At 43.4% G+C, this 17,937-nt stretch carries 16 protein-coding genes; 9 read left to right on the plus strand and 7 right to left on the minus strand.

The annotated features are described in order from the left end of the window. The first annotated feature begins 8 nt into the window (after nucleotides 1-8). Nucleotides 9-629 (plus strand): T9SS type A sorting domain-containing protein, encoded by a 621-nt coding sequence (locus tag FEM55_RS22245; RefSeq protein ID WP_138283525.1) that lies wholly within the window; start codon nucleotides 9-11, stop codon nucleotides 627-629. On the opposite strand, the gene FEM55_RS25530 is transcribed toward FEM55_RS22245, so the two are convergent. After that, nucleotides 567-1,295 (minus strand): T9SS type A sorting domain-containing protein, encoded by a 729-nt coding sequence (locus FEM55_RS25530; protein WP_510185827.1) that lies wholly within the window; start codon nucleotides 1,293-1,295, stop codon nucleotides 567-569. The two genes, FEM55_RS22245 and FEM55_RS25530, sit on opposite strands and share 63 nt — an antisense overlap. 61 nt (nucleotides 1,296-1,356) lie before the next feature. Between FEM55_RS25530 and FEM55_RS22250 the strand changes: the two genes are divergently transcribed. The 3 genes from FEM55_RS22250 to FEM55_RS22260 all read left to right on the plus strand — a co-directional run bounded on the left by FEM55_RS22250 (nucleotide 1,357) and on the right by FEM55_RS22260 (nucleotide 3,529). Beyond that, entirely contained in the window at nucleotides 1,357-2,268 is a 912-nt protein-coding gene (locus tag FEM55_RS22250; RefSeq protein ID WP_138283526.1) for a YsnF/AvaK domain-containing protein, read from the plus strand. Nucleotides 2,269-2,354: 86 nt separating this feature from the next. After that, nucleotides 2,355-2,975: an OmpA family protein gene (locus tag FEM55_RS22255; RefSeq protein WP_138283527.1), complete on the plus strand. Its 621-nt coding sequence runs from the start codon at nucleotides 2,355-2,357 to the stop codon at nucleotides 2,973-2,975. Between the two features lie 50 nt (nucleotides 2,976-3,025). Further along, nucleotides 3,026-3,529, plus strand: coding sequence for a PRC-barrel domain-containing protein (locus FEM55_RS22260; RefSeq protein ID WP_138283528.1), 504 nt, complete (start codon nucleotides 3,026-3,028; stop codon nucleotides 3,527-3,529). Nucleotides 3,530-3,704: 175 nt separating this feature from the next. Here the strand turns inward: FEM55_RS22260 and FEM55_RS22265 are convergent, their stop codons facing one another. The 3 genes from FEM55_RS22265 to FEM55_RS22275 form a co-directional block, all read right to left on the minus strand. Further along, entirely contained in the window at nucleotides 3,705-5,321 is a 1,617-nt protein-coding gene (locus FEM55_RS22265) for a M81 family metallopeptidase (RefSeq protein WP_138283529.1), read from the minus strand. A gap of 245 nt (nucleotides 5,322-5,566) precedes the next feature. After that, on the minus strand, nucleotides 5,567-5,971 hold the full coding sequence (locus FEM55_RS22270) for a response regulator (RefSeq protein WP_138283530.1): 405 nt from the start codon (nucleotides 5,969-5,971) through the stop codon (nucleotides 5,567-5,569). Nucleotides 5,972-5,988: 17 nt separating this feature from the next. Continuing rightward, nucleotides 5,989-8,724: a sensor histidine kinase gene (locus FEM55_RS22275; protein ID WP_171036636.1), complete on the minus strand. Its 2,736-nt coding sequence runs from the start codon at nucleotides 8,722-8,724 to the stop codon at nucleotides 5,989-5,991. A gap of 162 nt (nucleotides 8,725-8,886) precedes the next feature. Here FEM55_RS22275 and FEM55_RS22280 point away from each other — a divergent pair, with 162 nt between their 5' ends. Beyond that, on the plus strand, nucleotides 8,887-9,147 hold the full coding sequence (locus FEM55_RS22280) for a DUF3072 domain-containing protein (RefSeq protein WP_138283532.1): 261 nt from the start codon (nucleotides 8,887-8,889) through the stop codon (nucleotides 9,145-9,147). 152 nt (nucleotides 9,148-9,299) lie between these two features. Here FEM55_RS22280 and FEM55_RS22285 read toward each other — a convergent pair whose 3' ends face one another. Together FEM55_RS22285 and FEM55_RS22290 are read right to left on the minus strand one after the other, a co-directional pair. Beyond that, nucleotides 9,300-9,692: a LytR/AlgR family response regulator transcription factor gene (locus FEM55_RS22285; protein WP_229209377.1), complete on the minus strand. Its 393-nt coding sequence runs from the start codon at nucleotides 9,690-9,692 to the stop codon at nucleotides 9,300-9,302. 12 nt (nucleotides 9,693-9,704) lie between these two features. Further along, nucleotides 9,705-10,700 carry a ligand-binding sensor domain-containing protein gene (locus FEM55_RS22290; protein ID WP_138283533.1) on the minus strand — a complete coding sequence of 332 codons (996 nt, stop codon included), beginning with the start codon at nucleotides 10,698-10,700 and terminating at the stop codon, nucleotides 9,705-9,707. Between the two features lie 607 nt (nucleotides 10,701-11,307). Here FEM55_RS22290 and FEM55_RS22295 point away from each other — a divergent pair. Beyond that, nucleotides 11,308-11,703: a response regulator gene (locus tag FEM55_RS22295; protein WP_138283534.1), complete on the plus strand. Its 396-nt coding sequence runs from the start codon at nucleotides 11,308-11,310 to the stop codon at nucleotides 11,701-11,703. A 23-nt stretch (nucleotides 11,704-11,726) separates the two neighbouring features. On the opposite strand, the gene ypfJ is transcribed toward FEM55_RS22295, so the two are convergent. After that, nucleotides 11,727-12,575, minus strand: coding sequence for a KPN_02809 family neutral zinc metallopeptidase (ypfJ, locus tag FEM55_RS22300; RefSeq protein WP_138283535.1), 849 nt, complete (start codon nucleotides 12,573-12,575; stop codon nucleotides 11,727-11,729). 342 nt (nucleotides 12,576-12,917) lie between these two features. On the opposite strand from ypfJ, the gene FEM55_RS22305 reads away from it, so the two are divergent. From FEM55_RS22305 to FEM55_RS22315, 3 genes are all read left to right on the plus strand, one after another. After that, entirely contained in the window at nucleotides 12,918-14,810 is a 1,893-nt protein-coding gene (locus FEM55_RS22305) for a hypothetical protein (RefSeq protein WP_138283536.1), read from the plus strand. A 25-nt stretch (nucleotides 14,811-14,835) separates the two neighbouring features. Continuing rightward, nucleotides 14,836-15,855 carry a T9SS type A sorting domain-containing protein gene (locus FEM55_RS22310; RefSeq protein WP_138283537.1) on the plus strand — a complete coding sequence of 340 codons (1,020 nt, stop codon included), beginning with the start codon at nucleotides 14,836-14,838 and terminating at the stop codon, nucleotides 15,853-15,855. A 132-nt stretch (nucleotides 15,856-15,987) separates the two neighbouring features. Next, a complete protein-coding gene (locus FEM55_RS22315; protein WP_138283538.1) occupies nucleotides 15,988-17,622 on the plus strand; it encodes a hypothetical protein in 1,635 nt (544 codons plus the stop codon). The last annotated feature ends 315 nt before the right edge of the window (nucleotides 17,623-17,937 follow it).

Consider the following 17,937-nt stretch of genomic DNA (forward strand, 5'->3'; position numbering starts at 1 on the left):
AATCAAAAATGACATTGGAACGCAGAAAATTTATTCAGATGACAGCCATGGGATTGGCTACTGTCATGTCGGGAATCTCTTTGCCAACGCTTGCAAAGCAGAAACAGATTCAGCCGCTTGGTCCGGGCACAAGGCCTCTGAGCATAACCATGCCTACTCCAGATGGAAAGTATCAATTTCTGGTAGATGGGAAAAAGCAGGTGATCAGTATTACCGGCGAAAAAGGAAATTTACAGATTCCGGATCATTCATGCATTATTGAGTATACAGGTGAAGATGGAACCACAGAATTGTCGGTTTACATTGATCATGAAACAACCGGCTCCTATTTACATCCGGGAATGCCAACCAAAGATGTGGAAGCGGAACTGGAATGGGATGCAGTACTTCTTGGAAATCCGATACGTGGCGGAAAGGTCGTTGCAAGTATTACAGGACCGGCAAACACCACTCCTGAAGTAGAGATTTTTGACATCCGCGGAAATACGCTCATTAAAGAAAAAGTAACCAAATCGAACACTACGGATCAGTTTACATTTGATGTACAGCCGTATGCAAAAGGAATGTTACTCGTTAAAGTAAGCTGCGAGGAATTTACAAAAACGTTGAAGGTGATGCACGGCAACTAAGCATAGAGGCATCTTACGCATAGATGGAGAGAACCTGAATGTATTTTCAGGTTCTCTTTTGTTTTTGATACCTGTATATGATAGTAACGTTGAAGAAATCTTTCCGAAGATGTCCGGAAAGGAAGATGCAAAATCAATGCGAACCAGTACAGTGCAATTGCAGGTCGATTGAATATACTTGCAAACCGAATTGCCTTTTCCGGATACTTTTACACGGCAGATGCCTGCTGCCGGATTTTTAATGTCCGTTGTATTCGAAGACTTTAACCTGGATTGATAAACCTGCTTTTCATCTGCATTATAAATCTGGACAGCAGAGACATTTTCCCGATCTGCTGATTCAGTATCCATCCAATCAGATACGGGATCCGGATAAATATTTACTTCCGATGATGTAAGTAAAACAAGTCGCAAAATGGGAGTATCATTCCTCAACTTCAAACAGAAGAGCCAGCAACCTGAACAGTCTGCAGTATTCCGGTATTCAGTACAATACACGGCATAAAGCTTCTGAATTACGGTTCTGCCGGAAAGAACATAAAAGGCTTCCAAATGCTTTATACTGCTGAAAAAAGCGATGATATTATCCAATAATTCCTGCAGATTCAGGCACTTGCAAATGATTTCTGAAAAGAAGCAGCCGATACGATAAACCCCGGCTGGCATAAAAATTTTATAAGCACTCCGTATTACAATTAATCATTCCACAACCTAAAATACCAAGATCATGTCAAGTACCGTAGTAGGAATATTCGAATATACAAGTGAGGCGCAGGAAGCGCAGAAGTATTTGCTTGCAAATGGATTTACAAGCGATAATGTTGATATAAAAACATCTTCAACAACAACAGGAACAGATTATACAGTGGATACGCACAGAAAAGATGAGTCATCGGATGGAATCGGAAACTTTTTCAGAAACCTTTTCGGCGATGATGACGACGATCTGGACCGGTATACCGAAGCGGGCCGCAGAGGGACAATCCTGACGGTACATGCAAGAACAGCCGATGAAGCTGAAAAGGCTGCGAGAATTCTGGATAATTACGGAGCCGTTGATGTGGACGAGGATACTTCAAGATCATCTTATGATGACGCTACACTGGCAACGGGTTCCACACTGACAACCGATACAGCTTACATCGATCCGACGTTAGCCGGCGTAACAGGCAGCACTCCACTTTCAACCGATCTGACCGATTCTACGTATTCAACAGAAACAAATGTTGGCGATAATATAACCGGTACCGGTGCCATACCTGTTATCAAAGAAGAACTGCATGTTGGAAAACGTGAAGTACAAACCGGCGGAGTAAGATTGAAAAGCCGTATCATACACCGCCCTGTTGAAGAAAGCATCCGGTTAAGAGAAGAATTTGTATCTGTAGAAAGAACATCTGTTGACCGTCTTGCCACAGAAGCAGATTTTACTGCTTTCAAAGAAGGTACCATCGAAGTTGTTGAGCATGCAGAAGTGCCGGTTGTATCCAAAGAAGCACGCGTGGTTGAAGAAGTTAGCCTTGTGAAAGATGTGGACGAAAGAGAAGAAGTAATCAGCGATACCGTACGCAGTACACAAGTTGAAGTTGAAGATCTTACAGACGAAGAAAGACTGAGAAAATCAGGACTGGATCTGTAATTCAATTTCATTTTGGAAGTCAGTAAAAGGCTTCAGCAGAAGCTGAAGCCTTTATTTTTAATTCATAATAACAGTTTGAAACAATTATGGCAGAACTCGACGTACAACCCAAAAAGAAATCGCCATGGTGGATATGGCTTATTCTGGCACTTGTTATTCTTGCACTTGTTTTCCTTTTCAGAAGTTGCGGCAAAGACGAAGTAGCCGATACCGAAGTAGTCACTGAAGACAGTACTTTAAAGATTGAAGCAGTAACCGTTCCAAACTGGGACAATATAGATTTCAACTCTCCGAATGCATCGTATGAAGAAATTACAGACACCAGCATTACGGTAAGAGGAAACGATAATTATACGATTTACGGTTTGGGTGAAAATGTATTGTTTGCAACAGACGAGTCCAATATTCAGTCCGGTGCTGAAAAGCAGCTTCAGCAAATAGCCGCTTCTCTCAAAAAACGATTTACCGGAGGCGCAGTAGCGGTTTACGGAAATACGGATTCGACAGGATCAGCAGGCCATAATGCCGAACTTGGCAAACAACGGGCGGAGTCGGTAAAAGACTGGCTGGTAAAAAATGCCGGTGTTTCCAATGACAAGATTTCGGTTGAATCAAAAGGGCAGAATGACCCGGTTGCGACCAATTCTACTGCAGAAGGAAGACAAATGAACCGCAGGGTTGAAATTGTGGTGATGAAACAAAAATAAAACCGCATTTCGGCTTACGAAAAACGGTTAAAACCTTAAATAAAACGACAATGGCCATCCATGAAAATTCAGCAGAAAACAGCAGCCTGGAAGAACTGGGCGGAAGTGATTTCGAGATAGCAGACGGACAGCCTGACATTAAAGGCTGGAAAGTCAAAGATGTATCGGGAAGTAAAATCGGTGACGTGGAGGAACTGATCTTTGATAAAGTATCACGCAAAGTATTATATATTGTTGTAGATCTGGATGCAAGTGATTTGAATCCATCTTCAAAAAATGTCCTTTTACCAATCGGGCTGGCAACACTGCATGAAAGTGATGACGAAGTAATTATCGCGGAGCTGGCTTCCAAACAGGTTTACAGACTGCCGGAATACGAAAAAGGCAATATAACACCGGCAACAGAATCTGCAATCCGGAATACTTTTTCAGGACTGGCAGCAGCGGTGGCAGCAGGTGCCACGTCTTACGAAAGCCATCCGGAAGGATTTTACGAGCATGAACATTTTAACCAGAAACGCTTTTACGGCAATCGCTGGAATAAAGGTATGTAAGTCATAGTAAATATAAAGCAGCAGACCAGCTGTAAACACAAGTTGTGAAACCTGTATTTACAGCTGGTCATTTTCTTATGCCATGTGTTCAATTCAAGTTGAACAAGTTAAAACTATAAAACTAACAGCCAGTAGCTGACAGCCAAAAGCCAGTAATTACTTACATTTACCAAACTTAGATTTCATCTGATGAAGGAACGATTTTGGCTGAAAGATCCGGATCGGCCATGTTTTTGCTGAACGGAAACATCGGCATTTTGATCCTTTTGTACGGCAGCCTTTCCAGATTCTGATCTACGCCGCCGGGCGTAAGCGCCAGTATCCAGTCTGCCCGCATGGCATAAAGTTCGGGTTCGAGGTATCCGATTTTTACTACCACAATGTCTGATTTCCGTGGATTGAGGCCCAGTTTTGTGAAGTCGTTTTCTTTATGATAAGGCTTGCGTTTTTGCGTAACGATCACATGCACGCTTCCGACTTTCACGACAACTTCCGTTTCTGCATTTTTGTCGCCATGCTCAATGGATTCTACAATACCCGCAAGTCGGATCGGCGGTGCAAACCGGGCATCTACTTTCGCGCCTGCATAAGCATCCACCTTGCCACCTACCCCGGCAGCAATGGCGCTTTTTACGAATTCCGGACCGGAAATGGAAGCATATATCAAAGAAGGCCCGTTCTCCGACTTGAATTCAGGACGCGCAAGGATTTCCTTTAATGTCCAGGTTACATCGCCTGCGCCTCCGGCAGTCGGGTTATCGCCTGAGTCGCTGATAAAAAACGGGTGTTTCTGGCTGGCAATTGCTTTGTCAAGACTTTCCTGCAAAGTGCCCGTAGGCGCTACAAACCCGAATTCCGAACGTACTTTCCAGAAACTTGCTGCAAGCTGTTCAGCCGTGCCGGTTACTTTTTCCTTGTCATCACCGGTAACCATTACGACGGCATGATTGCGGGGTTCATCGGCCCATGCATAACCGATCCAGATTGCCGCATCCACAATGCCGGGCTGTACCGATGCGGGCGCAACTTTCGCGTAAAGGCTTTTTCCCGGCTCTATCCTTGTACTTGTTTTCTCACCCGGCAGCAATATCGGAACCGGAATCCAGGCTTTGTATGCAGGCTTGCCTTTTCCGCTTTCCATTCGGGCCAACAGATTTTCAACAGCACGTTTCTTCGACTGCATGGCATCCTCGTGCGGTGCCATACGGTAACAGGTAATCAGATCCGTATTTTGTGCCAGTCGCCAGGAAACGTTTCCATGCAAATCCATGGAAGTTGAAATGATCGTCTTTTTACCGACTACCTCCCGGATTCTTACGATCAGGTCACCTTCCGGATCATCGAGGCCCACTACGCTCATGGCTCCGTGAATATCAAAGAAAAGCCCGTCGTAAGGAGCATTCTTTTTAAGCAGATCGAGCGTCTGCCTGACAAGCGATTCATATGCTTCCCTTGTAACTGCACCGCCCGGCAACGATTTCCCAACCAGCGCAGGGAGCCAGTTGGCCCGCTTCCGGTCCAGTGAATCGGCCGTTAAAAAAGGATAAGATGAAAAAATTTCAGCTCCGTTTTTCGCATGAAAAGCCTCTTCATTGGTGAGCGCAGGTGAAAATGTGCTGGATTCTATGCCAAGGCCTGCAATGGCGATTCTTGGAAGTTCCTTTGTTTTCGGTTGTTTATCCGCCTGTCTGTTTGTCTGTACGGGAAGAGCAGCTTTTTTGTTATATTCAGGAAAAAGCGCCTGAACAGTCATCAGGTAAAAAGAAACAATCAGGGAAAATGCAAGTTTCATATTTTGAGTTTTAGGAAATAAACAGTAGATTATTTTAAATATAATCAACTTTCCAGCATTGATGTAAATCTGAAACAAAACTTTCCGAGGATGTTTGCTAACTGCTATTTATTAGCCGATAAATTAAATTTTAAAAAAACGATCATGATACCAACCTGTTACAAGCCGGCATTTACGATTTTGACAAAATGAAATTTCCGGTTTGTATCAGGCAAGGTATTTATTTTCGATAACGTGAAGTAAGGTTATTCCGCTTTTGGCAGCAGTATATCCAGAAGTTTTGTAAGATCAGGCAAATGCAAAGGTTTTACCAGGTGTGCATTAAACCCCGATTCCTTGCTTTTCTGAATATCTTCCTGTTGTCCGTACCCGGTCAGTGCGATAATAGCGATTGATTTTCCCCATTCTTTTTCCCGGATTATCCGGCAGGTCTCGTATCCGTTAACCTCTGGCATTCCGATGTCTAACATAATGGCAACCGGCTGAAAACTTTCGGCAGCCGCTATGCCATCCAGTCCGCTGTAACAAGTCTTTACATCATTTCCTGTCAGCCGAAGCATCATAGCCAAGGTATCTGCAGCGTCATGATTATCATCAATAACCAGTATGCGCCGGCCCTCGCTTTTCTCTTTTATCTGTGGAGTTAACATGTGTATGTTGGTTAATTTTAATCAATTACAGGAAATTTCACTATGAATTCACTTCCTGTACCAAGTCCGGCACTAATTACTTTTACAGAGCCGTCATGCAGCCCGACCAGCTGCTTGACCATAGAAAGCCCAAGTCCGAGGCCGCCCATGGAGCGGTCAATCGTTGCATTGATCTGAACAAAGGTCTCAAAAACCTCATATTGATGTTCTCTGGCAATGCCTACGCCATTGTCCTTTACACTCAGGACGGCTTCGTTTTCTATCTGCTTCAAGGTAAGTATTACCTTGCCTTCTGCCAAAGTATATTTGACACCATTGCTCAGCAAATTATTAATAATCTGTATAATACGTGTAATATCCCCGTCAATGTAAATAGATTCTTCAGGCAGATGAACTGCCAGTACCCTGTTCCCGTTCTGGAACATTGGCCTAGCCATCTCTACGGCTCGTCTTGTAACAGAAACCAGATCGGTCCGTTCGGGACGGAAATTTATCTTTCCATTGTTGATACGGCTCATATCCAGCAGGTCATTGACAAGATAAACGATATGATCCACCTGCCGCATCATCATATCTACTGAAGAATTTAGTGATTCATCATTCTGATAGGTCAGCTTGAGGATCTGAAGTATATTCCGGATCGGCGCCAGCGGATTGCGCAATTCGTGTCCGAGCATTGCCATAAACTCGTCTTTCCGGCGGTCTGCATCTCTCAGGGCCTGTTCCATTTTTTTACGCTCCGTCAGGTCACGTGCGACTTTAACATATCCCACCAGCTTGCCGTCCTTATTGTAAAGCGGCGACATGATGCCGGAAACATACAGCTTTGACTGGTCTTTACGCACATGATAACGCTCGTCAACGGCACGCCCTTCTTGTCGGGCGGCAAAAATTTCCTTTTCCGGAATGCCTGCTTTTTTATCCTCAGCTGTGTAAATAATACCGGCATACTGTCCGATTGCTTCTTCGGGCGTAAAGCCAAACATGATCTGCGCGCCAGGGTTCCAGTCCGTAATGTAATTGCCGGTATCGTAAATAATGATGGCGTACTCCGATATGCTTTTGACCACACTCCTGAATTGTTCAATAGACTGCTTCGGTGATTCGTGCACTTGCCTGCGCTCTGCAATACTGCGGGCTATTTTGTTGAAACCGGTCAGCTTGCCGCTGATGTTATAAACAGCTGTCACCACCTCACTGGCCAGAAACCTCTCTCCGCTTTTACGCACCCGTGTTCCTTCCGTTTCAGCATGTCCTTCGGCCATAGCCTTCACCAGTTCTCTTTCAGGCTGGCCGTCTGCTATATCTTCGGGTGTATAAAACATGGAAAAATGTTTCCCGATAGCTTCCTCGTCCGTATATCCTTTGATCTTTTCTGCACCTGCCGACCATTCCGTAATGATACCATCTGCGCTGATCATGAACAAAGCATAATCGTGGACATCATTGATAAGCTTCCGCAGTCTTTCTTCGCTATTGCGCAGCGTTGTTTCAGTTTGTTTACGCTCGGTAATATCCAGCATTACGCCGCTCATATGCGTTGTAACTCCGTTTTTCTGCTGCGTAACCCGGCCGTATCCGCTCATCCACCGGATGATATTATCATCGCGGACAATACGGAACTCTGCGCTGAAAGGCACATTTTCATGAACCGACTTTGCAAGCTCTGCGGTAATAAATTCCTTGTCATCAGGATAAATATGGTTCAGAAAAGCTTCTGATTTAACCCGTCCTTCCTGCGGTTTCATACCGAAAAGCTGAAAATGCTGCTTGTTCCAGCTTACTTCATCTATGATCAGGTTCCATTCCCATGTAGCAAGTTCTGTGGTATCAACTATGATTTGCGTAAGTGCTTCCTTTTCTTTCATCGCGGATTTTTCCAGCGCACGTTCGAAATGCGGAAAAATTCGGACAGACAATTCTTCCACCAATTTTATTTCAAAAGGCTGCCAGTTACGCAGAGCCGGATTTCCTACAACCAGAATAAAGGTCAGTGTATGATTGCGGTGAAATGGAACAGCTATATAGGATAACTTCGTTCCGGTCGTATCTGCATTTCCGATCTTTTCCGGCTCGTTATCCGGTTTTGGAAAGACAATATTTTTGCCGGCACGTGCCGCATGTCTGAATGCTTCGTCACGCCAGTAAGGTATGGATATAATTTCGTGATTTACTTGTCCGTCTTTTGTATACCACTGATAAAGAAGCTCCCACTCAGCAAGAGTATAATCTATATGTATGAACTGGCAAAACGCAATATCCAGAAACGTGCCGATTTTCTCGCCTGCCACATGCGCGATTTTCTCTGCTGTATCCTGTCCTGCCATGCTGTCCTGCATTTCCAGCAGAAAAGCAACGCTGGCTTCCTTCTGCTTTTGCCGGGTTATATTTCTGAAAATGACAGAGATATGATCTTTATCTGTACTTCCTGTAAAAAGAAAGTAAACGTCAAACCACTGTTGTAAGGCACCGGCATAATATTCTTCATGCGTCTGCTGTTTTGTGCGACTTGCATAACCCGCTCTCTCAATCCAGTAGGACGCACTTCGGGGGGCAAGTTCACGGACTGTCTTTCCGACTATTTCCGGTCTTTTGTCAGCATTTTCACGTTTGGGCAGCACATTGAATTCCAGAAAAAAGAGATCCGAAGGATGTTCATTCTGGTCGTACAGGATTTTACACAGCATATAGCCCTGATCGACAGATGGCAGCATGCGATCAAAAATACCCGTTTTATCAACGTCCTTACTCACGGCTGTTATGGTTGTTCGGCTTCCATTCTCAATATACATTTATTTTGAACTTTTAAGCGAATTTATACCTAATCCAAGACAAGTTATTTTATTCCGCAGATTCTTACAATATTTAGGCCAGACCAACAGGAACAATCGTCCTGTTACTGGTGTTTATACTGAATGAGTAATAAAAATGAAGAATTGTTTGATGAGAAGGGAGATTCTGCAAACAAAAACCAGGATATACAAGGTTCAAACACGGTTAAAGATCCGGATGAATGGACGACCGGCGACGAGCCTATGACAGGTGCACAAAAGTCGTATCTTAAAACACTTTCGGATGAAGCGGGTGTTGAATTTGACGAGAACCTCAGCAAAGCCGATGCCTCCAAGCGCATTGATGAACTTCAGCACAAAACAGGAAGAGGGCTGAACAATTAATTCTCCGGACAATCATTTTAACTTACTTTCAGAAAGTAGATTTCATCAGCAGCAAACGTATTTTAGCCCAAAGAATTTTTGGGCTAAAAAATAACCAGAAACGAAATAATTGTTTCTGGTTATTTTTTTAATTCGGTCCGGAGTAACCAAGGCTATCCTACGGCCAGGTACCCGATGGAAATCCGTTCCTGAACTTCTCTGATTCTTCTTCTTGCAATAGGAACTTTATGTCCGCAGCTCATCAGCAGCATATCTGCATCCAGGCGTGCTGCGATATATTCCGGGTTGACCACGTATGACTTATGCACCCTTAGGAGATCTGCACATAATATCTCCTGAACATTTTTCAGTGTTTTGGAAACGATATACCTCTTGCCTTGCCGCGTATAGATGTAAGTATAGTTTCCCTCACCCTGAAGATGTGTTATTTCGTGAGCCGCCAGCCAGAGCACTTTGCCCGGGGTATATACGGGTACAAGATTGGTGGCATTGCTGCCTGCAAGTGTAATAACTTTGGAAAATGGATTCATTATTGTTGTTTTCATGGCTGTTATAATTTATTGTTTTAATGATGTCTGATAAACTGCGATTCCTTCGAAAACGGTACCGAGCCATTTTCTGCCTTTACTGTCAAGTGCCATTGCACTGATACTGGAACCTGATTCGGGTACGGTCAGGCATTCGGCATCGGCATTGCCGAACAGTGCAAGCGTGTTTCCTCCAACCCAGATTTTATCCCCTTCCAGCAGAATGGTTTTCAAACCGGTTGCTTTTACCGGCCGCAGGACTTCCTGCCAGTAACCGTCACTGATGCGGACCACACTTTTTACAGAAGTTCCGCCCAACACGGCCAGCACGGCATTCTGATTATCAACCGCAAGAGCAAACGGGAAAGTGGAAGGATAACCTTTAAGGTCAAGCCGGGAAACAGTCCATTTTCCCTGATCGTACTTGCTGATTCCTCCGATAAAGGCAAAGTGATTGAAAGTGCCCGCCCAAAGCGCCCCGTTTTTGTCAACGGCCAGAGAAATGATCAGGTTATCAGCAAGATCAAGGCTTTCCCACTTGCTGCCATCGAATTTTGCCAGGTTTTTTTCCGTTCCGATCCAGGTTATCTTCCGTTGGCTGTCATGCACAATGCTTGTAATGGCATTATCTTCCAGCATGCTGTTATCTGTTGTGTAAACTGCCCAGTTCGTACCATCAAATCTGGCAAGTCCCTTGTCGGTCCCCGCCCAGACGGCGCCGTTTTCCTCAACGGCAAGTGCCTGTATAGTGGCTGATGGCAAGCCGGAATTTCCGGGATTGTACAATGTCCAGTCTGTGCCTTCCAACCGGGCAAGCCCGTTGGCTGTTCCGATCCATTTAACATCACTTTTATCAATGACAACGGCATTAACCTGATTATCGGGAAGCCTGGAATTGGCAGCGTTATAAACAACCCATTCCGGTTCCCGAGGCTCATCAATCATTTTATCCGGATCATTTTTACATCCTCCAAGCATTCCGGCAAACAGTAAAAACACAATCAGCAAACGTTTCATTGACAGCATATAAAATTTGGTTGTAATTACGATCAGCTGACGGAAGCGGTTATACGTGCATGCCGGTCACTACCCTCGCCTGTTTTCATTTTCAGGATTTCATACTGCTGTTTTCAGCGCAGGAACATGCATTTTCTCTCAGCATAAAAGCCGAAATTATCCGGAGTAGAATTATGTTTCATGGCTAACAGATTTAGTTTATCCTGCTGTGAGTGAGGTATCCCGTCTTCCAGCGTGATACAAATTTGATGTTTGCGCCAGGCATTGTAAAACACAAGTTGTCCCGAATGTAATTTTTGACATCCCAAGTCTACTTTTTGGCATGTGACCGGTATCCGGAAGATTTTTCCGACATTAAAAATCCGGTATGGAGTTGAGGCATAACGAATTAAAAAATTCTGTTCAGCAGAATAACTTTTCTATTCTGAATACTGTAAAAAAGGCCGATTCAGATGTAAATCCGGCCATTTAAACAAGCCTTTGTTTTCCGCAGCGCATTGCAGCATCGGCCAATTGATCCTTTTGAAAAGTTTGTTACTGAAAATGGTTATAAAAGGCTTTCGAGGCATAAAAATTGTGGAGCTAATGCATATTAATAGCTTAACAGCATAATGCCATGGAAGGAAATGTAACTTGTCTTTTAATTGATGACGATACGGATGATCAGGAACTGTTTCAATATGCACTAAAACAGGTCTTTCCGGATGTGAACTGTACTTTTGCTTCCAGCGGTCCGGAAGCAGTCAGTATTTTAAAAGACGATCATTTTACAGTTCCTGATTACATTTTTATGGACTGGCATATGCCTTACATGGACGCGAACGAATGCATTCCGCTTCTGAGGAATGCTGCGGAACTGGAAGAAACCAGCATATTTATTTTGTCCGGAATAGAACCTTTGATTACGCAGGAAACAATAAGTAATCTGGGAATCAAAAGAATTTTAAGAAAACAAGCCTCTGTCGAATCACTTTCAGACGAGCTTTTCAAGGCCATAAAAGAAGCCGGGTAATCATTACCCGGCTTTGATTTTCATTACCTTATGTCCTCGTATTTTCCCTGGTTCAGGTCGCCTGTTTCGAAACCTTTTTTAAACCAGTACATTCTTTGCTGTGAAGTACCATGCGTAAAAGCATCCGGAACCACATATCCCTGTGACTCCTTCTGCAACTTGTCGTCGCCGATTGCATTGGCGGCAGTAAGCGCAGCTTCAATATCGCCCGGTTCGAGAATGTTGCTCATCTGCTGTGCATGGTTTGCCCATACTCCGGCAAGAAAATCAGCCTGAAGTTCCAGTTTGACAGAAAGTTTGTTGTACTCAGCTTCGCTGATGCGTCCGCGCTGTGCCTGAAGCTGCTCGGAAATTCCCATTGTATTCTGTACATGATGCCCCACTTCATGCGCTACAACATAAGCGACAGCAAAATCTCCCGGTGCCTTAAACCTGTTTCTGAGTTCATTACAAAAATCAAGATCGATATATACTTTGTGGTCAGCCGGACAATAAAACGGCCCCATGGCTGAAGAGGCTCCTCCGCAGCCGCTCTGCGTGGCATCTTCAAATATCTGCAAAGTCGGCTTTTCATACTGAGCGTCATTGGCTGCATAAATCTCGGTCCAGACATCCTCCGTACTACCCAGAACCGCAGATACAAAATCAGCCGTTCTGTCATCCGGGCGCGGCCCCGGCGGACGGGTTTGCGCCTGTTCTGTTGTCTGGTTTCCTTGTATGTTCGATAATATCTCACCGGGATCCTGACCGGTCAGCAGACCGATTGCCAGCATGATAATTGCCCCGATTCCACCAATTGCAAATTTGCCGCCGCCGGACATTCCGCGACGGTCTTCAACATTTCCACTTCTTCGTAAATCCTGCCAACGCATACATTAAACAGTTTAATTGTTACTGTATATTTTTATGTAAATAACGTGCCATTGTTTAAGCCTCCGTACACAAAAGATTCGCGGAGCAATAAATTTATTCTGCTTTTACAAAGATTTGCTGTGCATGGACGTATATCCGATGATCCCGGCAGCTTCTGCTGTATCCTATCTGCCTCAGCTTACCCGATATAATCCCCAGATACGTCATAAGAATAACCACTTGGTAACCAGAATATGCCTGTTGGTAAGTACGTAAATATCATAAAATTATAGATCATATCATTGCAGGAAATTGGATCTAGCTGATCACACTTCAGCTTTTAAAAACTAAATTAAAATGATATGAAACAAAAAATTACACTAATCTTAACCATGCTGATTTTCAGTTATGGTCTTCTGTTCGCCCAGCCAAAGATTGCGCCTACGAATCAAGGAAGCTATGGCTTGAATAAACTGCCAGATGGCTGGATATCTGAGGCTGCCGAAACAGCTGTATCTAGCTCAACTCACGTGGGAGGGAATGCATACCAATGGTATCGTAATGGATCATCAACTAAGATTGACGGCGCAAATAAGTTTTTAACTATTTTCAGTAAGCCCAATTATCCAATTTTGCCCAAGGTTAAAATGCCAATTACAGGATTGCTTACAGGGCATCCATATAAAATTGGATATCGACATATGACTAGTGAGTATGTTATAAACAAAGTGCCGCAAGAGGTTATTGGAAAATACAAAAGTGGCATGTCTATACGCATTGAAGGACAACCTAATGTGCAAAATACACAAATAGTAAATGAAGATACTTGGGATCAGTCATATTTTCATTTTGAAGCAACTAAAACGGATGAGTTACTAGTAATTTCGCCTATGCCAAATTTAGTTGAAAATGCAGCTTTAAACATTATCATTGAAAGCATCACTGATCTATGCAAGTCGGGCACTAATGAAGTAGTTTTAAATTCAACGAAAATTACACCAGTTTGCCCTGTAAAAACAGGAGACCTTACGAGCACTTTTACAGGCACTATTCCGCAAGGTGCTGAATTGGTATGGTATACAACTCCAACGCACGATCCCGGAACCTGGGTTGCAGATCCTACCAAAGCGCCAGCAGGAAGTTATTATGCCTTCTTTTATGACGGAGGAAATGATTGCTACAATACCAACAATTCCACTGCGGTCGTTACCGTTGACAAAATCATATGTATTCCGCCACAAGTTTGTAAAGCAGGCACTGCACAGGCAACTTTAAGCCAGACATCTGCATCAGCCAGTTGCCCGGATTTGAAATTTGATCTTTCTACGGTTACAGTAAGCAATCAACCGGCAGGAACTGAGCTGGTCTGGTTCGATAATGCAACGCACACCAACCCAAAGCAAATCAGTGGCGCAGACCTGAAATCGGTAGGTCCGGGTACCTATTATGCTTTTTATTATGATGCGGCTATGAACTGCTACAATACGGCTCAATCGGAGGCCAGTGTATGGGTAAAAGATGACTGCTTCTGCGCGGCTTCCATTGATGGTACCAGAGAGGTTCAGATTACTACTAAAAACCTTACCAATGTATGTAATTCAAATACAGTCAATCTGAATGACGCTCTTGAGTCATTAGACCCATTGCCTAACACTGTAATTGTCTGGTTTGATAATCCTACGCATACGGATCCGACCAAAGTTGCAAATCCGGAGGCAGTAGGCGCAGGCGTGTACTATCCATTTTACTGGGATCCGGTTATGAACTGTTACAATACAGACTTATCAGAAAATGGAGTTACGGTAACGATTAATGCTTGTACAGATTTGACGCCAAGCATGCAAATGGATGATCGCAGCTTTACTACAGGTACAGAACGTGACTTTATTGTTAAAGTTTCCGAAATCAATGGAGGCGCTACTTCGGGACAGATTCAATTTACGATCACAAAATTAAGCGGCTTTGATATTAATTATCCGATTTTCAGCGGCAATTCAAACGTATCGGGAATCACACCTAACGAAAATGGCAATTGGGAATTTTCTGAAAACGATAATCTGATTTTTGTTAAATCCAAGCCAGGCGTAATCATTCCGGCCAATGGTCAGGCATTAATCGGCTTTCATATTAAAAGGAAGGATGGTGTGCCTGTTCATACAACCCAGAACATTACACCAACGATTGTAGCCGGTTCAGGTGGAGATCTTAACGACCTGAACAACAATACTGTTACATCCGTAGAAGCTAATAACTAGTTAATAACATATTAAATTTAACGAGATGAAATTTTCATTTGTCAATATAGCTTTGCTTGCCAGCATAATTTTCTGCCAGCAACTTAGCGCACAGGATGTGAGTATCAATATACTTGGCCAGCCTAATAAACTTATAAAGAATCAGGAAGGATATATCGCAGTAAAGCTGTTGAATGAGTCATTTGGCGGACTTAGCGCACCAGCCAATAAACTGCGGCCAACCATTTCAGTTCCGGAATACTTGGATATTGTGGACGTTAAAAATGATGATAATACACCTCTTACAGGATTATCAATCGTTTCAAAAAACCTGCATAGTGTAAAGCTTTTGTATAACATCGATCTTGCAGCCGGGCAGGCAAAAACATTTCACGTTATTGTTAAAGGAACAATTTTGGCACCTGTGTCTTCCACAATTACTGCATCGCTCTCTTTCAATGGCCCGCAAACAGTAGGCAACCATCCCGATAATGATAACAGTACAACCGGCATGGAAGTCATTGAAGAACCTCAGCCAGTAACACTTACAGATTTCAGGGTTCAAAAAGAAGAAGCGTCTGCCTTACTTGAATGGGAAACGACTGAAGAAACAAACAGTGACCGGTTTGAAGTGCAAAAAAGTGCGGATGGAAAAAAATGGGAGACTTTCCAGATCGTTACTGCACAAGGTGAAAGCAAATCACTGATTTCGTATTCGGCTGTGGACAAGGCTCCTTTTGCCGGCGAGAACTTCTATCGCTTGCACATGATTGATAAAGACGGAACCAGTGCGTATAGCCGTATACGTAAATTACACTTTGATACTTCTGCGTCAGTAGCACTTTATCCTAACCCGGTATCGGATCTGTTAAGCATTGATATGGCTGACTGGTCAAAAGCATCTGAAATCAGCGTGTCCAATACAGCTGGAAACTCAGTGTACAAGTCGCAGGGAAACCTTGACAAAAACATCAATGTAAAAGGTTGGCCGGCAGGAATATACATTGTACATATCACTTCCACCGGAGGGGCAATTAACAGCTATAAAATAATTGTTGCAAAGTAAACAAGCGATCCAGGGACTCATCCGGGACTGGTTGGATTACACTCACCAGTCCCCTTCATGTCCTATTCTTACTTAGAAGCAACTTCAACACACTTAGTATCATTATTTCTTGAATGATTTAATTTAACAAAAATGAAAAAGATATTTTTTCTATTATTCATACTGCTGGCGAGCTTTGAGTTTGCAATGGCTCAACATATGTATAAGACTGATGATCAACCAGGTCTGGGTAAGACTTCTTTCGGTTTCTTTGCTTTGAACAATGACCCAAGCCGGATCCATGTTTCAACGCAGTCCCATCTGGGAGGAGCCTCGGACTATCCCTGGCAGACAGCCATACCTGCCCTGCCGTCAGGAGCTAGTAACTTTCTTTCCATCAACACTCATTACCAATATGCTTCTGACAAGGGAGTAACCACGAATATTGATGGTTTGGTACCAGGTCATCAATATAAACTGACCTACTTCATACTGACCACCCGGTATTCAAGTCCGCAAGAACCAATGGGTGACTATGCAGGTTCATTCAAAGCTGCAATAGACCCTACTGAGGCGACTTCCGCGCAGCAAAATATTACATTTACCGCTGCCAATCGAGATAAATGGATTAAAATGGAGATGCCTTTCACTGCTCTAAGTAATTCGGCCACGATTACTTTTACAGCACATTTTATTCAAGGCTCCACTCTTCATGGAGCTGCCAGCTTGGATATCGGGGAAAATGCTGTTATAGATTTATGTGTAGCAGGTTCTAAAGCTCCTGAAATTTTGCCGGATCCAAAGCAAGCATATAAGACTTTAGAAAATACTTGCCCTGCAATGACCGTGGATCTTAATTCTGTACTGACTAATGGAACCAATGCACCAGCAGGCAGCAAGGTAGTTTGGTATGATAATCCAAATCATACCGGCGGCACCGTTCTTAACCCATCTGCTATTGCAACCTCTAAAAGCTATTATGCTTTTTTCGAGTCTGATAATGCTGCATGCTGGAGTAATCCATCTTTTGAGGTTAAAGTTGCTATCAAGGCCTGCGCTCCGCCATGCTGGGCAGGAAATGCGCAGATAACCGTTCCGGTAAAAACGTTAAGCATAGGGTGTAACATCAATACCGCAAACCTAAGCGACGCCTTTAACGGCAATCCGCCCGTTAAACAAGGTGCTTCGCTCGTGTGGTTTGACAATGCTGCACATACGGGTACGGCGATCACTAATCCATCTGTTGTTACTGCGGGTACTTATTATGCCTTCTTTTATGACGCACTAAATCAATGCTATAATACCGCCAGTTCAACGGCCAAAGTAACCGTGGCTGTCAACACTGCACTTTGCGAACCCGATCTGACACCAACCATTGATATGGATGAGCAAAACTTCAACGTTGCGCAGCTCAGGGATTTTATTGTTACGATATGGGAAGTTAAAGGCAAACCTACTTACAAATCTGTCAGGTTTGCAATTACCAAACCAGCCGGCTTTGATATTACGTGGAAAACAAACAATACAATATCCCAAGTATTGGGTGGAAAGGCCAACCAAAATAGTAACTGGGATATTATCGAGGACTCACAGCATATCTTTATAACTTCAAAACCCGGAGTTACCATTGGGGCAGCAGGCAATGCAGTAATAGGCTTTACACTGCATAGGCAGACAACCTTGGCTAGTGGTGAAACCCGGAAAGTCACTGCAACGCTTCTTAAAATTGGCGGTGGTGAAAGCAATATCAGTAACAATACCGTTGTCACCGCTATTAGCGCGAACTAAGTTCCCTAATGTGATTATCAATTAAGTTTGTCGAAGAAAAAGGCTGTTCCGAATAAATCGGAACAGCCTTTTTCTTTGTGGTTTGTAAGAGGTCTTTAAGTTTTCGGCACCTTGATCAGAGATTTGCCACTATGCTGGCTTGTACAGCTTGAAAAGAATCTTCACACAACATTATTATATATTTTAAGCGGCATATCCATATAAATCAGAGCAGCATCTGAATTTTTTACTCAAACCTCACTTTGAAAATGTACAATATTGCATGTGAGTAATTTTAATAATTTTCTAATAAGTTTCACACAATTAAAATGAGGG

The organism is Dyadobacter sediminis (genome assembly GCF_005860765.1).
Classification (GTDB): domain Bacteria; phylum Bacteroidota; class Bacteroidia; order Cytophagales; family Spirosomataceae; genus Dyadobacter; species Dyadobacter sediminis.